The organism is Streptomyces sp. JHA26 (assembly GCF_002005565.1).
Classification (GTDB): domain Bacteria; phylum Actinomycetota; class Actinomycetes; order Streptomycetales; family Streptomycetaceae; genus Streptomyces.
In genome coordinates, this window is record NZ_BDJC01000012.1 from 58,291 (window position 1) to 83,079 (window position 24,789).

23 protein-coding genes are annotated in these 24,789 nt (G+C 71.5%); 22 read left to right on the plus strand and 1 reads right to left on the minus strand.

What is annotated here, in order from left to right; all coding sequences use genetic code 11:
- The first annotated feature begins 126 nt into the window (after positions 1–126).
- The 14 genes from JHAT_RS10185 to nusB all read left to right on the plus strand — a co-directional run bounded on the left by JHAT_RS10185 (position 127) and on the right by nusB (position 13,560).
- Complete coding sequence (locus tag JHAT_RS10185) at positions 127–603, plus strand: DUF948 domain-containing protein (protein ID WP_077797837.1); 477 nt, start codon at positions 127–129, stop codon at positions 601–603.
- 7 nt (positions 604–610) lie between these two features.
- Positions 611–961, plus strand: coding sequence for a hypothetical protein (locus JHAT_RS10190; protein WP_077797758.1), 351 nt, complete (start codon positions 611–613; stop codon positions 959–961).
- Entirely contained in the window at positions 961–3,633 is a 2,673-nt protein-coding gene (gene alaS, locus JHAT_RS10195) for an alanine--tRNA ligase (protein WP_077797759.1), read from the plus strand. Before JHAT_RS10190 ends, alaS begins: the two co-directional genes overlap by 1 nt.
- An 8-nt stretch (positions 3,634–3,641) precedes the next feature.
- A complete protein-coding gene (ruvX, locus tag JHAT_RS10200; RefSeq protein ID WP_077797760.1) occupies positions 3,642–4,106 on the plus strand; it encodes a Holliday junction resolvase RuvX in 465 nt (154 codons plus the stop codon).
- A gap of 126 nt (positions 4,107–4,232) precedes the next feature.
- A complete protein-coding gene (mltG, locus tag JHAT_RS10210; RefSeq protein WP_077797761.1) occupies positions 4,233–6,014 on the plus strand; it encodes an endolytic transglycosylase MltG in 1,782 nt (593 codons plus the stop codon).
- A complete protein-coding gene (locus JHAT_RS10215; RefSeq protein ID WP_077797762.1) occupies positions 6,004–6,840 on the plus strand; it encodes a shikimate dehydrogenase in 837 nt (278 codons plus the stop codon). Before mltG ends, JHAT_RS10215 begins: the two co-directional genes overlap by 11 nt.
- Positions 6,841–6,888: 48 nt before the next feature.
- Positions 6,889–7,227, plus strand: coding sequence for a hypothetical protein (locus JHAT_RS10220; protein ID WP_077797763.1), 339 nt, complete (start codon positions 6,889–6,891; stop codon positions 7,225–7,227).
- A gap of 159 nt (positions 7,228–7,386) precedes the next feature.
- The gene (gene aroC / locus JHAT_RS10225; protein WP_077797764.1) at positions 7,387–8,571 is read left to right on the plus strand and encodes a chorismate synthase; all 1,185 of its coding nucleotides are present in this window, start codon (positions 7,387–7,389) and stop codon (positions 8,569–8,571) included.
- Positions 8,568–9,083, plus strand: coding sequence for a shikimate kinase (locus JHAT_RS10230; RefSeq protein WP_077797765.1), 516 nt, complete (start codon positions 8,568–8,570; stop codon positions 9,081–9,083). The genes aroC and JHAT_RS10230 overlap by 4 nt, the downstream gene beginning before the upstream one ends.
- Positions 9,080–10,171, plus strand: a complete 1,092-nt coding sequence (gene aroB / locus JHAT_RS10235; RefSeq protein WP_077797766.1) for a 3-dehydroquinate synthase — start codon at positions 9,080–9,082, stop codon at positions 10,169–10,171. Before JHAT_RS10230 ends, aroB begins: the two co-directional genes overlap by 4 nt.
- Positions 10,172–10,366: 195 nt before the next feature.
- Entirely contained in the window at positions 10,367–11,215 is an 849-nt protein-coding gene (locus JHAT_RS10240; protein ID WP_077797767.1) for a Pro-rich N-terminal domain-containing protein, read from the plus strand.
- A 176-nt stretch (positions 11,216–11,391) separates the two neighbouring features.
- Positions 11,392–12,498, plus strand: a complete 1,107-nt coding sequence (locus JHAT_RS10245) for an aminopeptidase P family protein (protein WP_077797768.1) — start codon at positions 11,392–11,394, stop codon at positions 12,496–12,498.
- Between the two features lie 58 nt (positions 12,499–12,556).
- Positions 12,557–13,123 (plus strand): elongation factor P, encoded by a 567-nt coding sequence (efp, locus tag JHAT_RS10250; RefSeq protein WP_077797769.1) that lies wholly within the window; start codon positions 12,557–12,559, stop codon positions 13,121–13,123.
- Between the two features lie 2 nt (positions 13,124–13,125).
- Positions 13,126–13,560: a transcription antitermination factor NusB gene (gene nusB, locus JHAT_RS10255; RefSeq protein ID WP_077797770.1), complete on the plus strand. Its 435-nt coding sequence runs from the start codon at positions 13,126–13,128 to the stop codon at positions 13,558–13,560.
- Between the two features lie 190 nt (positions 13,561–13,750).
- Here the strand turns inward: nusB and bldD are convergent, their stop codons facing one another.
- Positions 13,751–14,254: a transcriptional regulator BldD gene (bldD, locus tag JHAT_RS10260; RefSeq protein ID WP_006131213.1), complete on the minus strand. Its 504-nt coding sequence runs from the start codon at positions 14,252–14,254 to the stop codon at positions 13,751–13,753.
- 297 nt (positions 14,255–14,551) lie between these two features.
- Between bldD and pyrR the strand changes: the two genes are divergently transcribed.
- The 8 genes from pyrR (at position 14,552) to pyrF (ending at position 24,579) form a co-directional block, all read left to right on the plus strand.
- A complete protein-coding gene (pyrR, locus tag JHAT_RS10265; protein ID WP_077797771.1) occupies positions 14,552–15,145 on the plus strand; it encodes a bifunctional pyr operon transcriptional regulator/uracil phosphoribosyltransferase PyrR in 594 nt (197 codons plus the stop codon).
- Positions 15,146–15,259: 114 nt separating this feature from the next.
- A complete protein-coding gene (locus tag JHAT_RS10270; protein ID WP_077797772.1) occupies positions 15,260–16,240 on the plus strand; it encodes an aspartate carbamoyltransferase catalytic subunit in 981 nt (326 codons plus the stop codon).
- Positions 16,241–16,244: 4 nt separating this feature from the next.
- Positions 16,245–17,531 carry a dihydroorotase gene (locus tag JHAT_RS10275; protein ID WP_077797773.1) on the plus strand — a complete coding sequence of 429 codons (1,287 nt, stop codon included), beginning with the start codon at positions 16,245–16,247 and terminating at the stop codon, positions 17,529–17,531.
- On the plus strand, positions 17,528–18,103 hold the full coding sequence (locus JHAT_RS10280; protein ID WP_077797774.1) for a hypothetical protein: 576 nt from the start codon (positions 17,528–17,530) through the stop codon (positions 18,101–18,103). Before JHAT_RS10275 ends, JHAT_RS10280 begins: the two co-directional genes overlap by 4 nt.
- On the plus strand, positions 18,100–19,242 hold the full coding sequence (gene carA / locus JHAT_RS10285) for a glutamine-hydrolyzing carbamoyl-phosphate synthase small subunit (protein WP_077797775.1): 1,143 nt from the start codon (positions 18,100–18,102) through the stop codon (positions 19,240–19,242). The genes JHAT_RS10280 and carA overlap by 4 nt, the downstream gene beginning before the upstream one ends.
- Positions 19,235–22,543: a carbamoyl-phosphate synthase large subunit gene (carB, locus tag JHAT_RS10290; protein WP_077797776.1), complete on the plus strand. Its 3,309-nt coding sequence runs from the start codon at positions 19,235–19,237 to the stop codon at positions 22,541–22,543. Before carA ends, carB begins: the two co-directional genes overlap by 8 nt.
- 87 nt (positions 22,544–22,630) lie before the next feature.
- Positions 22,631–23,737, plus strand: coding sequence for a quinone-dependent dihydroorotate dehydrogenase (locus JHAT_RS10295; protein ID WP_077797777.1), 1,107 nt, complete (start codon positions 22,631–22,633; stop codon positions 23,735–23,737).
- Positions 23,734–24,579, plus strand: a complete 846-nt coding sequence (pyrF, locus tag JHAT_RS10300; RefSeq protein WP_077797778.1) for an orotidine-5'-phosphate decarboxylase — start codon at positions 23,734–23,736, stop codon at positions 24,577–24,579. Before JHAT_RS10295 ends, pyrF begins: the two co-directional genes overlap by 4 nt.
- The last annotated feature ends 210 nt before the right edge of the window (positions 24,580–24,789 follow it).

Sequence of the window (24,789 nt, forward strand, 5' to 3'; positions counted from 1 at the left end):
GCGTACTGGCCCGTATTCACTCCGTACAATCACTTCCCCCGACTTCGCCGTCCGCCGACGGTAATCCGGTACGGAGCCCGCTGCCCGGCGCGATAGGCTCGGTGCACGACTTTCTCGATGTTCTCGATGTTCAGGCACGTTTCAGGGAGCGGGTGCGCGGTGTCCGGTGGTGAGGTGGCCGGGATCCTGGTGGCCGTCTTCTGGGCGATCCTGGTCTCCTTCCTCGCCGTCGCACTGGCGAGGCTGGCCCAGACGCTCAGGGCGACCACCAAGCTGGTGGCGGACGTGACCGACCAGGCCGTCCCGCTGCTGGCCGACGCCTCCTCGGCGGTGCGCTCCGCGCAGACCCAGATCGACCGGGTCGACGCGATCGCCTCCGACGTCCAGGAGGTCACGTCGAACGCCTCGGCGCTGTCGACCACCGTGGCCTCCACCTTCGGCGGTCCGCTGGTCAAGGTCGCGGCGTTCGGCTACGGCGTGCGCAGGGCACTCGGCGGTCGCAAGGAGGGCGTGCCCGCGGGCCCGGCCAAGGAGCCGCGGCGCACCGTGATCGTCGGCCGTACGATCCCGGAAGCGCGGCGGACGAAGCGGAAGAAGGACTGATCCAGCGATGTTCCGCCGTACGTTCTGGTTCGGCACCGGCGTCGCCGCCGGTGTGTGGGCCACCACCAAGGTCAACCGGAAGCTCAAGCAGCTGACCCCCGAGAGCCTCGCCGCGACCGCGGCGAACAAGGCGATCGACACGGGTACCCGGATCAAGGACCGCGCGGTGGAGTTCGCCCTCGACGTCCGCGACAACATGGCCCGGCGGGAGGCCGAACTGGACGACGCGCTCGGGCTGAACGCCCCCGTCGACCGGGAACTGCCCGCTGCCAGGCGGTACCCCGCCATCGAGAACGGCAACGACCCGAGGTACGTCGACAGGACGACGTACTCGCACAACCGGAATGAGGACCACTGATGGAGTCGGCCGAGATCCGCCGCCGCTGGTTGAGCTTCTTCGAGGAGCGCGGGCACACCGTCGTCCCTTCGGCGTCGCTCATCGCGGACGACCCGACTCTGCTGCTGGTCAACGCCGGCATGGTGCCCTTCAAGCCGTACTTCCTCGGCGAGGTCAAGCCGCCGTTCGACCGCGCCACCAGCGTCCAGAAGTGCGTGCGCACGCCGGACATCGAAGAGGTCGGCAAGACCACCCGGCACGGCACGTTCTTCCAGATGTGCGGCAACTTCTCCTTCGGCGACTACTTCAAGGAAGGCGCCGTCAAGCTCGCCTGGGAGCTGCTCACCAGCCCCCAGGACAAGGGCGGTTACGGCCTCGACCCCGAGCGCCTGTGGATCACCGTCTACGAGGACGACGACGAGGCCGAGCAGATCTGGCGCGACGTCGTCGGCGTCCCCGCCGAGCGCATCCAGCGCCTGGGCAAGAAGGACAACTTCTGGTCCATGGGCGTGCCCGGCCCCTGCGGCCCCTGCTCCGAGATCAACTACGACCGCGGCCCCGAGTTCGGCGTCGAGGGCGGCCCCGCCGTCAACGACGAGCGGTACGTGGAGATCTGGAACCTCGTCTTCATGCAGTACGAGCGGGGCGAGGGCACCGGCAAGGAGGACTTCGAGATCCTCGGGGACCTGCCGAGCAAGAACATCGACACCGGCCTCGGCCTGGAGCGCCTCGCCATGATTCTGCAGGGCGTGCAGAACATGTACGAGATCGACACCTCCATGGCCGTCATCAACAAGGCCACCGAGCTGACCGGCGTGGCCTACGGCGACGCCCACGCCTCGGACGTCTCCCTGCGCGTGGTCACCGACCACATCCGCACCGCCGTGATGCTCATCGGCGACGGCGTCACCCCCGGCAACGAGGGCCGCGGCTACGTGCTGCGCCGCATCATGCGCCGCGCCATCCGCAACATGCGCCTGCTCGGCGCCACCGGACCGGTCGTCAAGGACCTGATCGACGTCGTGATCGGCATGATGGGGCAGCAGTACCCCGAACTGATCACCGACCGCGAGCGGATCGAGAAGGTCGCCCTCGCCGAGGAGAACGCCTTCCTCAAGACCCTCAAGGCCGGCACCAACATCCTCGACACCGCCGTGAGCGACACCAAGGCCGCCGGCGGCACCGTGCTCGCCGGCGACAAGGCGTTCCTGCTCCACGACACCTGGGGCTTCCCGATCGACCTCACCCTGGAGATGGCCGCCGAGCAGGGGCTGTCCGTGGACGAGGACGGCTTCCGGCGCCTGATGAAGGAGCAGCGGGAGCGCGCCAAGGCCGACGCCCAGGCCAAGAAGACCGGCCACGCCGACCTCGGGGCCTACCGCGAGATCGCCGACCGCGCCGGTGCCACCGACTTCATCGGCTACACCGACACCGAGGGCGAGTCCACGATCGTCGGCATCCTCGTCGACGGCGTCTCCTCCCCGGCCGCCACCGAGGGCGACGAGGTCGAGATCGTCCTCGACCGCACCCCCTTCTACGCCGAGGGCGGTGGCCAGATCGGCGACACCGGCCGGATCAAGGCCGACTCCGGTGCCGTCATCGAGGTCCGCGACTGCCAGAAGCCGGTCCCGGGCGTCTACGTCCACAAGGGCGTCGTCCAGGTCGGCGAGATCACCGTCGGCGCCAAGGCCCACGCCTCCATCGACGACCGGCGCCGCAAGGCCATCGCCCGCGCCCACTCGGCCACCCACCTCACCCACCAGGCGCTGCGCGACGCCCTCGGCCCGACGGCCGCCCAGGCCGGCTCCGAGAACCAGCCCGGCCGCTTCCGCTTCGACTTCGGCTCGCCGTCCGCCGTGCCGACGGCCGTGATGACCGACGTCGAGCAGAAGATCAACGAGGTGCTCGCCCGCGACCTCGACGTCCGCGCCGACGTCATGGGCATCGACGAGGCCAAGAAGCAGGGCGCCATCGCCGAGTTCGGCGAGAAGTACGGCGAGCGCGTCCGCGTCGTCACCATCGGCGACTTCTCCAAGGAGCTGTGCGGCGGCACCCACGTGCACAACACCGCCCAGCTCGGCCTGGTCAAGCTGCTCGGCGAGTCGTCCATCGGCTCCGGCGTGCGCCGCATCGAGGCCCTGGTCGGCGTCGACGCCTACAACTTCCTCGCCCGTGAGCACACGGTCGTCGCCCAGCTCCAGGAGCTGATCAAGGGCCGTCCGGAGGAGCTCCCGGAGAAGGTCTCCGCCATGCTCGGCAAGCTCAAGGACGCCGAGAAGGAGATCGAGAAGTTCCGCGCCGAGAAGGTCCTCCAGGCCGCCGGCTCGCTCGCCGACTCCGCCAAGGACGTGCGCGGCGTGGCCCTGGTGACCGGGCAGGTCCCGGACGGCACCACCGCCGACGACCTGCGCAAGCTGGTCCTCGACGTGCGCGGCCGCATCCAGGGCGGCCGGGCCGCCGTGGTCGCCCTCTTCACGACGGCCAACGGCAAGCCGCTCACCGTGATCGCCACCAACGAGGCCGCCCGCGAGCGCGGCCTGAAGGCCGGTGACCTGGTGCGCACCGCCGCCAAGACCCTCGGCGGCGGCGGTGGCGGCAAGCCGGACGTCGCCCAGGGCGGCGGTCAGAACCCGGCCGCCATCGGTGACGCCGTGGACGCCGTCGAGCGCCTCGTCGCCGAGACCGCGAAGTAGGACGGGCGATGCGCAGAGGCCGCCGGCTCGCGATCGACGTCGGGGACGCCCGGATCGGGGTCGCCTCGTGCGACCCCGACGGGATCCTCGCCACCCCGGTGGAGACCGTCCCCGGGCGCGACGTCCCGGCGGCGCACCGCCGCCTGCGCCAACTGGTCGAGGAGTACGAGCCCATCGAGGTCGTCGTCGGCCTCCCTCGCTCCCTCAAGGGGGGCGAGGGCCCGGCCGCGGCCAAGGTCAGGGGCTTCGCCCAGGAGCTGGCCAAGGGCATCGCGCCCGTCCCCGTACGGCTGGTCGACGAGCGGATGACGACCGTGACGGCGAGCCAGGGGCTGCGCGCCTCGGGCGTGAAGTCGAAGAAGGGGAGATCGGTCATCGACCAGGCCGCCGCTGTGATCATCCTCCAGCAGGCGCTGGAATCCGAACGGGTGTCAGGCCGTGCACCCGGTGAGGGCGTCGAAGTGGTCATCTGATCGCGATACGGTAACGTTCCGCGCGATGCGGCGGCGTTCGAACAGCCCCGCACAGCAAGAGGTGGAACGGAAGCCGGCCCCCACGACAGGTCGCGTGGACCGCCGCCTCGCGGCTCTAGGGGATCGATGACTGAGTATGGCCGGGGCCCAGGCTCCGAACCGTGGCATCCGGAGGACCCGTTGTACGGGGACGGCGGATGGGGCGGGCAGCAGGCCCAGGCGGGTCGGCAGGCCCCCTACGGCGGCCAGCCGCAGCACTACCCGCAGGAGCCGCAGCAGACGCAGTACGGCGACTGGGGTGGTGACGGCGGCCAGGGCGCGTACGGTCAGCAGCAGCACGACCAGTACGGCCAGTACGGTCAGCAGCACGACCAGTACGGTCAGCAGCTCCCCGAGCCGCAGTACGACCTTTACGGTCGGCAACCGGCCGAGCCCCGGTACGACCAGTACGGTCAGCAGCAGTACGACCAGCAGTACGACCAGCAGTACGCCGCCCAGGAGCAGCCCCAGCAGCCCCAGCAGCCCCAGGGCTACGACAACGGCGGCTGGGAGACCGGCGATCACCCCCACGCGCAGTACCCGGGCGACCCGTCGGACCCCTACGGTCAGCAGAGCGCCGTCTACGGCGAGGAGCAGCCCGACTTCTACGGCACCCCGGAGGCGTATCCGCCGCCGGAGCCGCCCGGCCGCCGGCGCACCGGACCCGAACCGCGGAGCACCGGACCCGACACCGACGAGGACGAGGACGCCTCCTCCGCGGGCGGCGACGCCGACGGATCCGACGGCGACGGCGACGGCGGCCGCGGGGAGCGCAGGGGCCGGGGCGGCAAGTCCAAGAAGGGCCGCAGCGGTCTGGCCTGTCTCGTGGTCTGCCTGGTGCTCGGCGGCGGTGTGGCGGGCGTCGGCTACTTCGGCCTGCAGTTCTACCAGGATCGTTTCGGCGCGGCCCCGGACTACGAGGGCGACGGCAACGGCGAGAAGGTGACCGTCACCATCCCCAAGGGCGCGGGCGGCGCGACGATCGGCCAGGAGCTCAAGCGCAAGGGCGTGGTGAAGAGCGTCGACGCCTTCATCAGCGCCCAGCAGAGCAATCCCAACGGCAAGAGCATCCAGGACGGCGTGTACACGCTGCAGAAGGAGATGTCGGCCGCGAGCGCGGTCGAGATGCTGCTCGACCCCAAGAGCCGCAGCAGCCTGATCATCGCCGAGGGGTGGCGCAACGCCAGGGTGTACAAGGAGATCGACGGGCGCCTCGGCCTCGCCGAGGGTTCCACCGCCAAGGTCGCCAAGGCGCAGTGGAAGAACCTCGGCCTGCCGGAGTGGGCGAAGAACCACGCCAAGGTCAAGGACCCCCTGGAAGGGTTCCTCTACCCGTCCAGCTACTCGGTGGCCAAGGGCCAGAAGCCCGAGGACGTGCTCAGGCAGATGGTGGCGCGGGCCAACGAGCACTACCAGAAGATCGGCCTCGAACAGAAGGCCGAGGAGGTCGGTCTCGAAGGGCCGTGGCAGCTGCTCACCGTCGCGAGTCTGGTGCAGGCCGAGGGCAAGACCCCCGAGGACTTCCGCAAGATGGCCGAGGTCATCTACAACCGGCTCGAGCCGACCAACACCGAGACCAACCAGAAGCTGCAGTTCGACTCGTCCTTCAACTACCTGATGGGTCAGAGCAACATCCACATCAGCGAGTCCGAGATCAACACCAACCCGGACCCGTACAACACCTACACCAACAGGGGCCTGCCTCCCGGCCCCATCAGCAACCCCGGCGACGAGGCGCTCCAGGCGTCGGTGAACCCCACGGACGACGGCTGGCTCTACTTCGTGGCCACCGACGGCAAGAGCAAGACCGAGTTCGCGAAGACGCACGACGAGTTCCTGAGGCTGAAGGACAAATTCAATGCCAGTTAGGGCCGGGGCGCGACGGGCCGCCGTACTCGGTTCCCCGATCGCCCACTCCCTCTCCCCGGTGCTGCACCGCACCGCCTACGCGGAGCTGGGGCTGGAGGGCTGGACGTACGACCGCTTCGACGTCGACGAGGAGGCGCTGCCGGGCTTCCTCGAGAAGCTCGGCCCGGAATGGGCGGGACTGTCGCTGACCATGCCGCTCAAGCGGGCGGTGATCCCGCTGCTCGACGAGATCAGCGAGACGGCCGCCTCGGTGGACGCGGTGAACACCGTCGTCCTCACCGGGGACGGCCGCAGGACGGGCGACAACACCGACATCCCCGGCATGGTCGCCGCCCTGCGCGAGCACGGCATCGAGAAGGCCGACACCGCCGCGGTCCTCGGCGCCGGCGCCACCGCCTCCTCCGCGCTGGCCGCGCTGGCCCGGGTCTGCACGGGCGAGGTCACCGTGTACGTGCGCAGCGAGACACGCGCCGCCGAGATGCGGGGCTGGGCCGAGCGGCTGGACGTCGACGTGCGCATCGCCGACTGGGCGCGCGCCGAGCAGGCGCTGCACGCCCCGCTGGTCGTGGCCACCACACCGGCCGGCACCACCGACGCGCTGGCCTCCGCCGTGCCCGAGATGCCCGGCACCCTCTTCGACGTGCTGTACGACCCCTGGCCGACCGCCCTCGCGGCCCGCTGGTCGGCGTCCGGCGGTGCCGTCGTCAGCGGCCTCGACCTGCTGCTGCACCAGGCGGTGCTCCAGGTCGAGCAGATGACGGGCCGCGCCCCCGCCCCGCTGGCCGCCATGCGGAAAGCGGGCGAGCGCGCCCTCGCGGAGCGCTAGGATCCGTCCGGTTCCGCAGGGGGCGGGACCGAGAGGGGGAAGCGATCCATGTCCACAGGCGTGCCTCTGGCGTCCGCCAAGAGCGAGATGTTCGGGGCCGTGCTCGGCTTCCTGCCCGACTGGCTGCAGATCACGGTGATCGCCCTGGTTCTGCTGGCCCTGGTCGCGTCCTGGGTGGTCAAGCTGGTGCGCCGCATCGGCGCCCGGCGCGCGGCACGCGGCGGTGCGCCGGGCGCGGCGGCGCCACAGTACGGCCGGCAGGGCCGCGGCGCCGATTACCTGGGCCCCTACGCCCCGGCCCAGGTCCCGCCCCGGCCGCAGCAGAGCGGCGCCGATTTCCTCGGTCCCTACGCGCCCGGGCGGCGTCAGGGCGACGGCTCCGCCTGAGTCCGCCCGTCCGCCAGGTGGACCGGCGGCCGGACGTGGCGGCCGGACGTGGGAGGATCGGAGGTGGCGGGCCGGCTCCGCGCACCCGGTCGCGCCGTCGCCGTACGCGAGGAGACGTGTACGCAGGGGAGTACCGGGCGCGAGCACTGAGGAGCACCGTTGAGCAGGTTGCGCTGGCTGACCGCGGGGGAGTCCCACGGTCCCGCACTCGTCGCGACGCTGGAGGGTCTGCCCGCCGGCGTGCCGATCACCACGGACATGGTGGCGGACCACCTGGCGCGGCGGCGGCTCGGTTACGGTCGCGGTGCGCGGATGAAGTTCGAGCGGGACGAGGTCACCTTCCTCGGTGGCGTCCGGCACGGCCTCACCATGGGCTCCCCGGTCGCGATCATGGTGGGCAACACCGAGTGGCCCAAGTGGGAGCAGGTCATGGCGGCCGACCCGGTCGACCCCGAGGTGCTCGCGGGCCTGGCCCGCAACGCCCCGCTGACCCGCCCCCGCCCCGGCCACGCCGACCTCGCGGGCATGCAGAAGTACGGCTTCGACGAGGCCCGGCCGGTCCTGGAGCGCGCCTCCGCGCGCGAGACGGCCGCCCGGGTGGCCCTGGGCGCCGTGGCGCGGTCGTACCTGAAGGAGACGGCCGGCATCGAGATCGTCAGCCACGTCACCGAGCTGTGCTCCGTGAAGGCCCCGCAGGGCGTGTACCCCACCCCGGCGGACGTCGAGAGGCTGGACGCCGACCCGCTGCGCTGCCTGGACGCGGACACCTCCAAGGCGATGGTCGCGGAGGTCGACCAGGCCCACAAGGACGGCGACACGCTCGGCGGCGTCGTCGAGGTGCTGGCGTACGGCGTCCCGGTCGGCCTCGGCTCGCACGTGCACTGGGACCGCAGGCTGGACGCCCGGCTGGCCGGTGCCCTGATGGGCATCCAGGCCATCAAGGGCGTCGAGGTCGGCGACGGCTTCGAGCTGGCCCGGGTGCCCGGCTCCAAGGCGCACGACGAGATCGTCGGCACGCCCGAGGGCATCCGCCGCGTCTCCGGACGCGCCGGCGGCACCGAGGGCGGCCTGTCCACCGGTGAGCTGCTGCGGGTGCGCGCCGCGATGAAGCCGATCGCGACCGTGCCGCGCGCCCTGAAGACCGTGGACGTGACCACCGGCGAGGCCGCGCAGGCCCACCACCAGCGCTCCGACGTCTCCGCGGTCCCGGCGGCCGGCATCGTCGCCGAGGCCATGGTCGCCCTGGTCCTCGCGGACGCGGTGGCGGAGAAGTTCGGCGGCGACAGCGTCACCGAGACCCGCCGCAACGTCACCTCGTACCTCGACCACCTGGCCATCCGATGAGCACCCCGCTGATCGTCCTGGTCGGGCCGATGGGCGTCGGCAAGTCCACGGTCGGGCAACTGCTCGCCGAGCGCCTCGGCACCGCGTACCGGGACACCGACGAGGACATCGTCTCCGCGCAGGGGCGGACCATCGCCGAGATCTTCGTGGACGAGGGCGAGCCGGCCTTCCGCGCCCTGGAGAAGCAGGCCGTGGAGACGGCCCTCGCCGAGCACGACGGCGTCCTCGCCCTCGGCGGCGGCGCGATCCTCGACGCGGACACCCGCGCCCTGCTCGCCGGCCGACGCGTCGTCTACCTGTCGATGGACGTCGAGGAGGCGGTCAAGCGCACCGGCCTGAACGCCGCGCGCCCCCTACTGGCGGTCAACCCGCGCAAGCAGTGGCGCGAGCTGATGGAGGCCCGCCGCCACCTCTACGAGGAGGTCGCCGCGGTCGTCGTCGCCACCGACGGACGCACGCCCGAAGAAGTCACGCAAGCGGCCCTGGACGCACTGGAGTTGAAAGAAGCATGAGCGAGGAAGTCACCCGGATCCAGGTCGGCGGGACCGCGGGGTCCGACCCGTACGAGGTCCTGGTGGGCCGTCAGCTCCTGGGTGAGCTGGCCGGGCTGATCGGCACCAGGGCCAAGCGGGTCGCGGTGATCCACCCCGAGGCGCTCGCCGAGACCGGCGACGCGCTGCGTGCCGACCTCGCCGAGCAGGGCTACGACGTGATCGCCGTCCAGGTGCCCAACGCCGAGGAGGCCAAGACCGCCGAGGTCGCCGCCTACTGCTGGAAGGCGCTCGGCCAGTCCGGGTTCACCCGCACCGACGTCATCGTCGGCGTCGGCGGCGGCGCCAGCACCGACCTCGCCGGTTTCGTGGCCGCGACCTGGCTGCGCGGCGTGCGCTGGATCGCCGTCCCGACCACCGTGCTGGCCATGGTCGACGCGGCCGTCGGCGGCAAGACCGGCATCAACACCGCCGAGGGCAAGAACCTCGTCGGCGCCTTCCACCCGCCGGCCGGCGTCCTGTGCGACCTGGCCGCCCTGGACTCCCTCCCGGTCAACGACTACGTCTCGGGCCTCGCCGAGGTCATCAAGGCCGGCTTCATCGCCGACCCGGTGATCCTCGACCTGATCGAGTCCGATCCCCAGGCCGCGCGCACCCCGGCCGGACCGCACACCGCCGAGCTGATCGTGCGCTCCATCAAGGTCAAGGCCGAGGTCGTCTCGTCCGACCTCAAGGAGGCGGGCCTGCGGGAGATCCTGAACTACGGTCACACCCTGGGCCACGCCATCGAGAAGAACGAGCGCTACAAGTGGCGCCACGGCGCCGCCGTCTCCGTCGGCATGCACTTCGCCGCCGAACTGGGCCGCCTCGCGGGCCGGCTGGACGACGCCACCGCCGACCGCCACCGCAGCATCCTCGAAGCGGTCGGCCTGCCGCTCCACTACCGCTACGACCAGTGGCCCAAGCTGGTGGAGAACATGAAGGTCGACAAGAAGTCCCGCGGCGACCTGCTGCGCTTCATCGTCCTGGACGGCCTGGCCAAGCCCACCGTCCTGGAGGGCCCCGACCCGGCCGTCCTCCTCGCCGCCTACGGCGAGGTGGGCGAGTAGGTCCCCCGACGCACCTTCCGTCCGGTGCGCCGCGCGGGGCGGGCACGTCGGACCGCCCCCGGCCGTTCACCCGAGGACGGCCGGGGACGGTACCGTCCGGGTGGGCCCCCTCCCACGCCCTTTAGGCTGTGGGGAACAGCGGGTACCCCTCCCGCTGTCAGCGCCCATCGCCTGTACGAGACGGAGTGGCACCGGATGCAGCACGCAGTGGGTTCTCCGCTGCCGCCGCCCCCTCAGCCGGGGCACGGACCGGCCGTCGGCTGGTCCCCGGCCGCACACCACCCGGGCCCGCCCCAGGGCCCCGCCCCCGTGCCCCCGCCGGTGGCACCGGGGCACCCCGCACAGGCCCCGCACCCCGGGGCCCCGCACCAGGTCCCGGCACCGCCACCCGCGCCGGACACCACCGGACACGTTCCGCTGCCCCCCGGCGGTCCCGTCGCCGCGCCGGGCACGCCGCCCGCCACGGCCGCCGTGCCCGACCCGGCCACCACCACCCTCGCGGTGCTGCTCATCGGCCCCGCCGGCGCGGGCAAGACCAGCGTCGCCAAGTACTGGGCGGACCACCGCAGGGTCCCCACCGCCCACATCAGCCTCGACGACGTGCGCGAATGGGTCCGCTCGGGCTTCGCCGACCCCCAGTCCGGGTGGAACGAGAACTCCGAGGCCCAGTACCGCCTCGCCCGCCGCACCTGCGGCTTCTCCGCGCGCAACTTCCTCGCCAACGGCATCTCGTGCATCCTCGACGACGCCGTCTTCCCCGACCGTCCGGTCGTCGGGCTCGGCGGCTGGAAGCGGCACGTCGGCCCCGGCCTGCTCCCGGTCGTCCTCCTGCCCGGACTGGACGTCGTCCTGGAGCGCAACGCCGAGCGCAGCGGCAACCGGCGGCTCACCGACGAGGAGGTCGCCCGCATCCACGGCCGCATGGCCGGCTGGTACGGCTCGGGCCTCCCGATCATCGACAACTCCCAGCTCGACGTCCCGGAGACGGCCCAGGTCCTGAACGAGGTCCTGTCCCGCTCGATAGCGAGCCCCCCGGCCTGGTGAGCGCCGGTGAGGGAGCGCTTCGAAGGGGCGCGGGGAACCGCGCGCCCGGCCCCGCCCGGCCGGTCGGACGCCACACGCCGACGAGCAAGCCCTCGTCGGCGCACCCGCGTCCCCCGGCCCCGCCCACTCGGCCCACCCGAGCGGCGCACCCACCGGCGGGGTCATACGCTCGGGTCATGTCAGAGGTGTACGCGGCCCGCCGGACGCGCCTACGAGAACGCTGCAACGCGGGCGGCAGCGCGGCGGCGCTCGTCTCCCGGCCCGCCAACGTGCGCTATCTCGCGGGCGCCGCCCCGCACGGCGCCGTGCTGCTGCTGGGCAAGACCGAGGATCTCCTGGTGTGCTCCGGCCCGCCGGACGAGCGGCCCACGGAGGGCAGACCCGACGAGGCACTGCCGCTGCGCCCCCTGTCCGGCCCCGGCGGTGACCCCGCCGTCGCCGCCGCCGGCCTCGCCGCGGCCCAGGGCGCCGAGTCCCTCGCCACCGAGGACCACCACCTCACCGTCGCCCGGCACCGCGCCATGCGCTCGGTCGCGCCCCGGCTGCGCCTGACGGACCTCGGCCAGGCGGTCGAGCAGCTCCGGGTGGTCAAGGACGAGGAGGAGATCTCCTGCCTGCGGATCGGCGCCGAGATCGCCGACCAGGCCCTCGGCGAGCTCCTGGAGTCCATCCTCGTCGGCCGCACCGAACGGCACCTCGCCCTGGAGCTGGAACGCCGCCTGGTCGACCACGGCGCCGACGGCCCCGCCTTCCCCACCTCCGTCGGCACGGGCCCGAACTCCGGGCGCCGCGGGCACCGGCCCACCGACCGGCGCGTGGAGGAGGGCGACTTCCTCTCCGTGTGCCTGGGCGCGACGTACCGCGGCTACCGCTGCGAGATCGGCCGTACGTTCGTCATCGGCACCTCGCCGGCGGACTGGCAGATCGAGCTGTACGACCTCGTCTTCTCCGCTCAGCGGGCCGGCCGGGAGGCCCTCGTACCCGGCGCCGCCTGCCGTGATGTGGACCGCGCGGCCCGCCAGGCACTGGACTCCGCCGGGTACGCGGAGAACCTTCCGGCACTCACGGGTCACGGTGTGGGACTCGAAATCGACGAGGACCCGCAGTTGGGTCCGGCGGCCATGGGTAAACTGGACGCTTGTGTGCCGGTCACCGTCGAACCGGGGGTCCACCTCCCGGGCCGGGGCGGTGTCCGGATCGATGACACGCTCGTCGTGCGCCCCGAGGCGGACGGCGGACCCGAGCTACTCACCATCACGACCAAGGAGCTGCTCGCGCTCTAGCCTCGCGCTGGGCGCACGCCCCGGGGTCGTCCACGTCAGTCCAGGAGATTCCGCAACCGTGGCTTCCACGAACGACCTCAAGAACGGCCTGGTGCTCAAGCTCGAAGGCGGCCAGCTCTGGTCCGTCGTCGAGTTCCAGCACGTCAAGCCCGGCAAGGGCCCCGCCTTCGTGCGCACCAAGCTCAAGAACGTGCTCTCCGGCAAGGTCGTCGACAAGACCTTCAACGCCGGCGTCAAGGTCGAGACGGCCACTGTCGACAAGCGCGACATGCAGTTCTCGTACATGGACGGCGACTACTTCGTCTTCATGGACATGGAGACGTACGACCAGCTGATGGTCGACCGCAAGACGGTCGCCGACGCCGCCAACTTCCTGGTCGAGGGCTTCACCGCCACCGTCGCGCAGCACGAGGGCGAGGTGCTCTTCGTCGAGCTGCCCGCCGCCGTCGAGCTGACCGTCCAGGAGACGGAGCCGGGCGTCCAGGGTGACCGCTCCACCGGCGGCACCAAGCCGGCCACGCTGGAGACCGGCCACCAGATCCAGGTCCCGCTCTTCATCACCACCGGTGAGAAGATCAAGGTCGACACCCGCACGAGCGACTACCTCGGCCGGGTGAACAGCTAACCGTGGCTGCCCGCAACACGGCCCGCAAGCGCGCCTTCCAGATCCTCTTCGAGGGCGATCAGCGCGGCGCGGACGTCCTGACGGTCCTCGCCGACTGGGTCCGGCACTCCCGGTCCGACACCCGGCAGCCGCCGGTGAGCGAGTACACGATGGAGCTGGTCGAGGGCTACGCCGAGCGCGCCGAGCGCATCGACGAGCTCATCGCCCAGTACTCGGTCGGCTGGACGCTCGACCGCATGCCGGTCGTCGACCGCAACATCCTGCGCCTCGGCGCGTACGAGCTGATCTGGGTCGACGCGACCCCGGACGCCGTCGTCCTCGACGAGATGGTGCAGCTCGCGAAGGAGTTCTCCACGGACGAGTCGCCGGCGTTCGTCAACGGTCTGCTCGGCCGGCTGAAGGAACTGAAGCCTTCGCTGCGCCGCGACGAGGCCTGACGGAGACGGACACAGACGCCGGAGGGCCTGCGGCAACCGAGAACGGTTGCCGCAGGCCCTCCGGCGTCCGTGCGTGCTCCCCGGCCCTCCGGCCGTCGTCGCACACGCCGCCGGGGTGGCCGGAAGCCCTCAGGCTTCCGGCCACCCCGGCGGCACGTTTCTGCTGTCCTCGCTGGAGCGCGGGCCGCGCTCAGGCGTCCTCGTGGGACGCCACCGCGCGGCGCGCGTCCGCGTCCAGGACGCCCCAGCTGATCAGCTGCTCGGTGAGGACCGAGGGCGACTGGTCGTAGATGACGGCGAGTGTGCGCAGGTCGTCCTGCCGGATCGAGAGCACCTTGCCGTTGTAGTCACCGCGCTGCGACTGGATCGTGGCCGCGTACCGCTGCAGCGGACCCGCCTTCTCGGCCGGCACCGTGGCCAGCCGCTCCAGGTCCAGGACCAGCTTCGGCGGCGGCTCGGCGGCGCCACCGGGGGTGGTGCCGGGCAGCAGCTCCTGCACGGGGACGCCGTAGAAGTCCGCCAGCTCGGCGAGGCGCTGCACGGTCACGGCACGGTCACCGCGCTCGTACGACCCGACCACGACCGCCTTCCAGCGGCCCTGGGACTTCTCCTCGACACCGTGGAGGGAAAGGCCCTGCTGGGTGCGGATGGCCCGGAGCTTGGCCCCGAGCTGTTTGGCGTATTCGCTGGACATATGGCTCCCCGGACAAGGTGTCGACGCGGCCGGCTGTGTTGTCTGCCGCGCGGCTGGTAACTCACTGTGAGGTTACGCAGCGTTACTCTCCTGCGTCAAGCCGAATGGTCCGCACCGACTCTTCCGTGGTACTCGCGGTCCGTTGCTGCGAACGGGTGGCGCGGGCGCGGCACGGGAGTGACGGGGGAGTGTCGGGGGCGCGATCGGGGCGGTCCCGTGAGCCTGATACCGTAGGTGGCGCAAATCCGACGTCCTTTAAGGTCCGTCCCGTGAGGCGGAGAAGGAGGTCCGTTTCGTATGGACAAGCAGGACAGCAGGCGGCAGGACGCGCAGTCCGACGCGCGGCCCGTGCTCGAGGGCCCCGACATCGCGCGGGTGCTGACCCGCATCGCCCACGAGATCGTCGAACGCGCCAAGGGCGCCGACGACGTGGTGCTCCTCGGCATCCCGACCCGGGGCGTCTTCCTCGCCCGGCGGCTCGCCGACAAGCTGGAGCAGATCACCGAGCGCACGATGCCGGTCGGCTCGCTCGACATCACCATGTACCGCGACGACCTGCGCATGCAGCCCCCGCGCGCGCTGGCCCGCACCGAGATCCCCGGTGACGGCATCGACGGACGTCTGGTCGTCCTCGTCGACGACGTCCTCTTCTCCGGCCGCACCATCCGCGCCGCCCTGGACGCCCTGAACGACATCGGCCGCCCGCGCGCGGTGCAGCTCGCGGTCCTCGTCGACCGCGGCCACCGCGAACTGCCCATCCGGGCCGACTACGTCGGCAAGAACCTCCCCACGTCGCTGCGGGAGACGGTCAAGGTCCAGCTCGCCGAGGAGGACGGTCGCGACACCGTGCTGCTCGGTGCCAAGCCGGACACCCCGGGCGCCCACCCGTAGCCGTCGGCGTACGCCCCCACCGGTGCCGTACGCCCGCTCGGTGTGCCCCCGCACGCGCCCGGGCGCCCGAATTATCCCGCTCTTCCGCATGAATCGCCTTACGGAGCCTGACAGATGCAGCGTCATCTCATCTCGGCCGCCGACCTCACCCGCGACGACGCCGTCCTGATCCTCGACACCGCCGAGGAGATGGCCCGGGTCGCGGACCGGCCGATCAAGAAACTGCCGACCCTGCGCGGCCGGACCGTCGTCAACCTCTTCTTCGAGGACTCCACCCGGACCCGGATCTCCTTCGAGGCCGCCGAGAAGCGGCTGTCCGCGGACGTCATCAACTTCACCGCCAAGGGCTCCAGCGTCTCCAAGGGCGAGTCCCTCAAGGACACCGCCCAGACCCTGGAGGCGATGGGCGTCGACGCCGTCGTCATCCGCCACGGCGCCTCCGGCGCCCCGTACCGCCTGGCCACCTCCGGCTGGATCGACGCCCACGTCATCAACGCCGGCGACGGCACCCACCAGCACCCCACCCAGGCCCTGCTGGACGCCTTCACCATGCGCCGCCGCCTGGTCGGCCGCGACGCCGGCCTCGGCAAGGACCTCGACGGCCGCCGCATCACCCTGGTCGGCGACGTCCTGCACAGCCGCGTCGCCCGCTCCAACGTCGACCTGCTGCACACCCTCGGCGCCGAGGTCACCCTCGTCGCCCCGCCGACCCTGCTGCCGGTCGGCGTCGAGACCTGGCCCTGCGAGGTCTCCTACGACCTCGACTCCACCCTGCCGAAGTCCGACGCGGTGATGATGCTGCGCGTGCAGCGCGAGCGCATGAACGCCGCGTTCTTCCCGACCGAGCGCGAGTACTCCCGCCGCTACGGCCTCGACGGCGACCGCATGGCGAAGATGCCCGAACACGCCATCGTGATGCACCCCGGCCCGATGGTCCGCGGCATGGAGATCACCGCCGAGGTCGCCGACTCCGACCGCTGCACCGTCGTCGAGCAGGTCACCAACGGCGTCTCCGTCCGGATGGCCGTCCTCTACCTGCTGCTCGGCGGCGCCGAACCCGCCGTCACCCACGCCCGCACCACCGAGGAGAAGTAAGAAGATGAGCAAGACCCTGATCCGCGGTGCGAAGGTCCTCGGCGGCGAGCCGCAGGACGTGCTGATCGACGGCGACGTCATCGCCGAGGTGGGCACGGGGCTGAGCGCCGAGGGCGCCGAGGTCGTCGAGGCCGGCGGCAAGGTGCTGCTGCCCGGCCTGGTCGACCTGCACACCCACCTGCGCGAACCCGGCCGCGAGGACTCCGAGACCGTCCTCACCGGCACCCGCGCGGCGGCGAGCGGCGGCTACACCAGCGTCTTCGCCATGGCCAACACCTTCCCGGTCGCCGACACCGCCGGTGTCGTCGAGCAGGTCTGGCGGCTCGGCCAGGAGTCCGGCTACTGCGACGTGCAGCCCATCGGCGCCGTCACCGTCGGCCTGGAGGGCGCCAAGCTCGCCGAGCTGGGCGCCATGCACGAGTCCGCGGCCGGCGTCACCGTCTTCTCCGACGACGGCAAGTGCGTCCACGACGCCGTGATCATGCGCCGCGCCCTGGAGTACGTGAAGGCCTTCGGCGGCGTCGTCGCCCAGCACGCCCAGGAGCCCCGGCTCACCGAGGGCGCCCAGATGAACGAGGGCGTCGTCTCCGCCGAGCTGGGCCTCGGCGGCTGGCCCGCCGTCGCCGAGGAGTCGATCATCGCCCGGGACGTGCTGCTCGCCGAGCACGTCGGCTCCCGCGTCCACATCTGCCACCTGTCGACCGCCGGCAGCGTCGAGATCGTCCGCTGGGCCAAGTCCCGCGGCATCGACGTCACCGCCGAGGTCACCCCGCACCACCTCCTCCTCACCGACGAGCTGGTCCGGTCGTACGACCCGGTGTACAAGGTCAACCCGCCGCTGCGCACCGAGCGGGACGTGCACGCCCTGCGCGAGGCGCTGGCGGACGGCACGATCGACATCGTCGCCACCGACCACGCCCCGCACCCGCACGAGGACAAGGACTGCGAGTGGGCCGCCGCCGCCATGGGCATGGTCGGCCTGGAGACCGCACTGTCGGTGGTCCAGGAGACCATGGTGGACACGGGCCTGCTGGACTGGGCCGGCGTCGCCGACCGGATGTCCTTCAAGCCCGCGCGGATCGGACGGGCCACCGGACACGGCCGTCCCGTCTCGGCTGGTGAGCCCGCCAACCTCACCCTCGTCGACACGGCATACCGTGGCCGGGTGGACCCCGCGGGCTTCGCCTCGCGCAGTCGCAACACTCCGTACGAGGGGCGTGAGCTGCCGGGCCGTGTGACGCACACGTGGCTGCGGGGCAAGGCCACGCTCGTCGACGGGAAGCTCACGTGACATCTGTAGCACCGGTAATCCTGCTGGCCGCCGAGAAGGAATCGGCGGAAGTGACCGACTGGGCCGCCCGCGTCGGCTGGGTCGTCGGCCTCGGCCTGTTCGTCGCGCTCGTCTACTGGCTGATGCGCGAGGGCTGGAAGTGGCGCGGCACCCTCCAGGGCGACCTGCCCGACCTGCCTGCCGTGCCGGACGAGCCGGCCCCGGCGAGACTGACGATGGAGGGCCGCTACCACGGCTCCACCACCGCCGGTCAGTGGCTCGACCGCATCGTGGCGCACGGCCTGGGCACCCGGAGCCGGGCCGAGCTCACGCTGACGGACGCGGGACTGGACGTCGTGCGCCCCGGCGCGACCGACTTCTTCGTCCCCGTCGCCGCGCTGCGCGGGGCCCGGCTGGACAAAGGCATCGCCGGCAAGGTGCTCACGGAAGGCGGTCTGCTGATCGTCACCTGGGCGCACGGCGACAAACTGATCGACTCCGGTTTCCGCTCCGACCACGCGGCCGAGCACAACGAATGGGTCGACACCCTGAACGACATGATCAACAAGACGGAAACGGAAGGCGCACGATGACGACCTCCACCAGGGGAGCCCGCAGGACTCCCGCCGTACTCGTCCTGGAGGACGGCCGGGTCTTCCGCGGCCGCGCCTACGGGGCCGTGGGGGCGACCTTCGGCGAAGCCGTGTTCTCCACCGGCATGACCGGCTACCAGGAGACCCTCACCGACCCGTCGTACCACCGCCAGGTCGTCGTGATGACCGCCCCGCACGTCGGGAACACGGGCGTCAACGACGAGGACATGGAGTCCAAGAAGATCTGGGTCTCCGGGTACGTGGTCCGTGACCCCGCCCGCGTGCCCTCCAGCTGGCGCTCGACGCGCACGCTGGACGAGGAGCTCGCCGCCCAGGGCGTCGTCGGCATCTCCGGCATCGACACCCGCGCCCTCACCCGCCACCTGCGGGAGCGCGGCGCGATGCGCGTCGGCATCTTCTCCGGCAACGCGCTGCCCGACGAGGGCACCATGCTCGCCGAGGTCCGCCAGGCCCCCGAGATGAGCGGCGCCGACCTCTCCGCCGAGGTCGCCACCACCGAGCCGTACGTCGTCCCGGCGATCGGCGAGAAGAAGTTCACCGTCGCCGCCGTCGACCTCGGCATCAAGGGCATGACCCCGCACCGCATGGCCGAGCGCGGCATCGAGGTGCACGTCCTGCCCGCCACGGCCACCGTCGAGGACGTCTACGCCGTCGACCCGGACGGCGTGTTCTTCTCCAACGGCCCCGGCGACCCGTCCACCGCCGACCACCCGGTCTCGGTCATGCAGGGCGTCCTGGAGCGCGGCACCCCGCTGTTCGGCATCTGCTTCGGCAACCAGATCCTGGGCCGTGCCCTCGGCTTCGGCACCTTCAAGCTGAAGTACGGCCACCGCGGCATCAACCAGCCGGTGCAGGACCGTACGACCGGCAAGGTCGAGGTCACCGCGCACAACCACGGCTTCGCCGTCGACGCCCCGCTCGACAAGGTCTCCGACACCCCCTACGGCCGCGCCGAGGTCTCCCACGTCTGCCTCAACGACAACGTGGTGGAGGGCCTCCAGCTCCTCGACAAGCCGGCCTTCAGCGTCCAGTACCACCCCGAAGCGGCGGCCGGTCCGCACGACGCCGCCTACCTGTTCGACCGCTTCGTCTCCCTGATGGAGGGCCAGCGTGCCTAAGCGCACCGATATCCAGTCCGTCCTGGTCATCGGCTCCGGCCCGATCGTCATCGGTCAGGCCGCCGAGTTCGACTACTCCGGCACCCAGGCGTGCCGCGTGCTCAAGGCCGAGGGCCTGCGCGTCGTCCTGGTGAACTCCAACCCGGCGACGATCATGACCGACCCGGAGATCGCCGACGCCACCTACGTCGAGCCGATCACCCCCGAGTTCGTCGAGAAGATCATCGCCAAGGAGCGGCCCGACGCGCTGCTGCCCACCCTGGGCGGCCAGACGGCGCTCAACACCGCGATCTCGCTGCACGAGAACGGTGTCCTGGAGAAGTACGGCGTCGAGCTGATCGGCGCCAACGTGGAGGCGATCCACAAGGGCGAGGACCGCGACCTGTTCAAGGAGGTCGTGGAGGAGGTCCGCAGGAAGATCGGGCACGGCGAGTCCGCCCGCTCGGTCATCTGCCACTCCATGGACGACGTCCTCGCCGGCGTCGAGACGCTCGGCGGCTACCCGGTCGTCGTCCGTCCCTCCTTCACCATGGGCGGCGCCGGTTCCGGCTTCGCGCACGACGAGGAGGAGCTGCGCCGCATCGCCGGGCAGGGACTCACCCTCTCGCCGACCACCGAGGTGCTCCTGGAGGAGTCCATCCTCGGCTGGAAGGAGTACGAGCTGGAGCTGATGCGCGACAAGAACGACAACGTCGTGGTCGTCTGCTCCATCGAGAACTTCGACCCCATGGGCGTGCACACGGGCGACTCGATCACCGTCGCGCCCGCGATGACGCTGACCGACCGCGAGTACCAGATCCTCCGCGACGTCGGCATCGCGATCATCCGCGAGGTCGGTGTCGACACCGGCGGCTGCAACATCCAGTTCGCGGTGAACCCGGCCGACGGCCGCGTCATCGTCATCGAGATGAACCCGCGCGTGTCGCGTTCGTCCGCCCTCGCCTCCAAGGCGACCGGATTCCCGATCGCGAAGATCGCCGCCAAGCTGGCCGTCGGCTACACGCTGGACGAGATCCCGAACGACATCACGCAGGAGACCCCGGCCTCCTTCGAGCCGACGCTCGACTACGTGGTCGTGAAGGCCCCGCGCTTCGCCTTCGAGAAGTTCCCGAGCGCCGACTCCACCCTCACGACCACCATGAAGTCCGTCGGCGAGGCCATGGCCATCGGCCGCAACTTCACCGAGGCCTTCCAGAAGGCACTGCGCTCGCTGGAGAAGAAGGGCAGCCAGTTCACCTTCGTCGGCGAGCCCGGCGACAAGAAGGCGCTGCTGGAGGAGGCCGTCCGGCCCACCGACGGCCGGATCAACGCCGTCATGCAGGCCATCCGCGCGGGCGCCACGCCCGAGGAGGTCTTCGCACACACGAAGATCGACCCCTGGTTCGTCGACCAGCTCTTCCTCATCAAGGAGATCGCCGACGAGCTCGCCGAGGCGCCCGAGCTGACCGCCGACCTGCTCGGCGAGGCCAAGCGGCACGGGTTCTCCGACCAGCAGATCGGTGAGATCCGCGGCCTGCGCGAGGACGTCGTCCGCGAGGTGCGGCACGCGCTCGGCATCCGCCCGGTCTACAAGACGGTCGACACCTGCGCCGCCGAGTTCGCCGCGAAGACCCCGTACTTCTACTCGTCCTACGACGAGGAGACCGAGGTCGCGCCGCGCGAGAAGCCCGCGGTGATCATCCTGGGCTCCGGCCCGAACCGCATCGGCCAGGGCATCGAGTTCGACTACTCCTGCGTCCACGCCTCCTTCGCGCTGAGCGACGCCGGGTACGAGACCGTGATGGTCAACTGCAACCCGGAGACCGTCTCCACCGATTACGACACCTCCGACCGGCTCTACTTCGAGCCGCTCACCCTGGAGGACGTCCTGGAGATCGTCCACGCGGAGCGGCAGGCCGGCCCGATCGCGGGCGTCATCGTCCAGCTCGGCGGCCAGACCCCGCTGGGCCTCGCGCAGGCGCTCAAGGACAACGGCGTACCGGTCGTCGGCACCTCCCCGGAGGCCATCCACGCCGCCGAGGACCGCGGCGCCTTCGGCCAGGTCCTGGCGCAGGCCGGACTGCCCGCCCCCAAGCACGGCACCGCCACCACCTTCGCCGGGGCCAAGGCCATCGCCGACGAGATCGGCTACCCGGTCCTCGTCCGCCCGTCCTACGTGCTCGGCGGACGCGGCATGGAGATCGTCTACGACGAGACCCGCCTCGAGGCGTACATCGCCGAGTCGACCGAGATCAGCCCGTCCCGCCCGGTCCTGGTCGACCGGTTCCTGGACGACGCGATCGAGATCGACGTCGACGCCCTGTACGACGGCGAGGAGCTCTACCTCGGCGGCGTCATGGAGCACATCGAGGAGGCCGGCATCCACTCCGGCGACTCGGCGTGCGCCCTGCCCCCGATCACGCTCGGCGGCTTCGACATCAAGCGGCTGCGCGCCTCCACCGAGGGCATCGCCAAGGGCGTCGGCGTGCGCGGCCTGATCAACATCCAGTTCGCGCTGGCCGGGGACATCCTCTACGTCCTGGAGGCCAACCCGCGCGCCTCGCGCACCGTCCCCTTCACCTCGAAGGCGACCGCGGTGCCGCTGGCCAAGGCCGCCGCCCGCATCTCGCTCGGCGCCACCATCGCCGAACTGCGCGCCGAGGGCCTGCTGCCCGCGACGAGCGACGGCGGCGAGCTGCCGCTGGACGCGCCGATCTCCGTCAAGGAGGCCGTGATGCCGTGGTCCCGCTTCCGGGACATCCACGGGCGCGGCGTCGACACGGTGCTCGGCCCGGAGATGCGCTCCACCGGCGAGGTCATGGGCATCGACTCCGTCTTCGGCACGGCGTACGCCAAGTCGCAGGCGGGCGCGTACGGGCCGCTGCCGACCAAGGGACGGGCGTTCATCTCGGTCGCCAACCGCGACAAGCGCTCGATGATCTTCCCGGCGCGCGAGCTGGTCGCCCACGGCTTCGAGCTGCTCGCCACCTCCGGCACCGCCGAGGTCCTGCGGCGCAACGGCATCAACGCCACGGTCGTCCGCAAGCAGTCCGAGGGCACCGGCCCGAACGGCGAGAAGACCATCGTCCAGCTCATCCACGACGGCGAGGTCGACCTCATCGTCAACACCCCGTACGGCACCGGCGGCCGCCTCGACGGCTACGACATCCGTACGGCGGCCGTGGCGCGGTCCGTGCCGTGCCTGACGACGGTCCAGGCGCTCGCCGCGGCGGTCCAGGGCATCGACGCCCTCAACCGCGGCGACGTGGGAGTCCGCTCACTCCAGGAACACGCCGAGTTCCTGACCGCGGCCCGCGACTGACACGCCCCGAGGGGGACACCGGAAACGGTGTCCCCCTCTTCATGAGCCCCGCCCGCACGAGCCCTCATGAAGCTCCGACGAGGACACATGTACAAGATCTTCTTCAAGCTCTTCTTCGCCCGCCTGGACCCCGAGCAGGCCCACCACCTGGCCTTCCGCTGGATCCGTCTCGCCGCCCGCGTCCCCGTGCTGCGCACCTTCCTCGCCGCCGCGCTCGCGCCCCGCCACAAGGAGCTGCGCACCGAGGCGCTGGGCCTGCGGATGCACGGCCCCTTCGGGCTCGCCGCCGGCTTCGACAAGAACGCGGTCGCCATCGACGGCATGGCCATGCTCGGCTTCGACCACGTCGAGATCGGCACCGTGACGGGGGAGCCGCAGCCCGGCAACCCCAAGAAGCGGCTGTTCCGCCTCGTGGCGGACCGGGCGCTGATCAACCGCATGGGTTTCAACAACGACGGCTCGCGGGCCGTGGCGGCCCGTCTGGCCTCCCGCAACCCCGTCTTCCGGACCGTCGTCGGCGTCAACATCGGCAAGACCAAGGTCGTCCCGGAGGAGGAGGCCGTCGGCGACTACGTGAAGTCGGCCGAGCGGCTGGCGCCGTACGCCGACTACCTGGTGGTGAACGTCTCCTCCCCGAACACCCCCGGCCTGCGCAACCTCCAGGCCACCGAGGCGCTGCGCCCCCTGCTGAGCGCCGTCCGCGAGGCCGCCGACCGGGCGGTGCCCGCGCGGCGCGTGCCCCTGCTGGTCAAGATCGCCCCGGACCTCGCCGACGAGGACGTGGACGCGGTCGCCGACCTGGCCGTCGAACTCGGTCTGGACGGCATCATCGCCACGAACACCACCATCGCGCGCGAAGGGCTCGGCCTGCGGTCGGCGCCCTCCCTGGTCAAGGAGACCGGCGGCCTCTCGGGCGCCCCCCTCAAGGCCCGCTCCCTGGAGGTGCTGCGCCGCCTGTACGCGCGCGTGGGCGACCGGATCACCCTGGTGGGCGTCGGAGGCGTCGAGACCGCCGAGGACGCCTGGCAGCGCATCCTGGCCGGGGCCACGCTGGTCCAGGGCTACAGCGCGTTCATCTACGAGGGGCCCTTCTGGGGCCGAGCCATCCACAAGGGGCTCGCCGCCCGTCTGCGGCAGAGCCCGTACGCCACCCTCGCCGACGCGGTCGGCGCCGACGTGAGGAAGCACGCATGACGGTGACGGAACCCTTCGGCGCCCGGCTGCGCCGCGCGATGGACGAACGCGGCCCGCTGTGCGTCGGCATCGACCCGCACGCCTCCCTGCTCGCCGAGTGGGGCCTGAACGACGACGTGGCGGGCCTGGAGCGCTTCAGCCGCACCGTCGTCGAGGCGGTGGCCGGCCGGGCCGCCGTCCTCAAGCCGCAGAGCGCGTTCTTCGAGCGCTTCGGCTCGCGCGGCGTCGCCGTCCTGGAGACGTCGGTCCGGGAGGCCCGGGAGGCCGGCGCGCTGGTCGTCATGGACGCCAAGCGCGGCGACATCGGCTCGACCATGGCCGCGTACGCCGAGTCCTTCCTGCACGAGGACGCGCCGCTGTTCTCGGACGCGCTGACCGTCTCCCCGTACCTCGGCTACGGCTCGCTGAAGCCGGCCGTCGACCTGGCGCGGGAGAACGGCGTGGGCCTGTTCGTGCTGGCGCTGACCTCCAACCCGGAGGGCGGCGAGGTCCAGCACGCGACGCGCGCCGACGGACGCACCGTCGGGGCGACCGTGCTGGCGCACCTGGCGGCCGAGAACGCGGGGGAGCGCCCCCTCGGCTCCTTCGGTGCGGTGGTGGGTGCCACGCTCGGCGACCTCTCCTCGTACGACCTGGACATCAACGGCCCGCTCCTGGCACCCGGGATCGGCGCCCAGGGAGCCACCCCGGCGGACCTGCCACGGGTCTTCGGCGCCGCGGTGCGCAACGTCGTTCCCAACGTCAGCCGGGGTGTTCTGCGCCATGGTCCCGATGTGGCCGCGTTGCGGAGCGCCACGGACCGCTTCACGGAGGAGATCGGCGAGGCGGTCTCCGCGGCCTGACCCTGGATACATCCTCAAATCCGAGGCAGTATGTCCTAAATGTCTGGCCTGACGGAGGCTGACCAGGACTTTTCCGCTGTTCTCGCTGACTCTGGCGGACTTGACCGCTAGTCTCCGTCGAGAGTCAACGGGCGAGCGTGTTGCTCGTGGCTCACCAGGTGTGGGGCGACTAGGTTCCTCACCGGTCCGTATCCGACAGTTCGACATCCG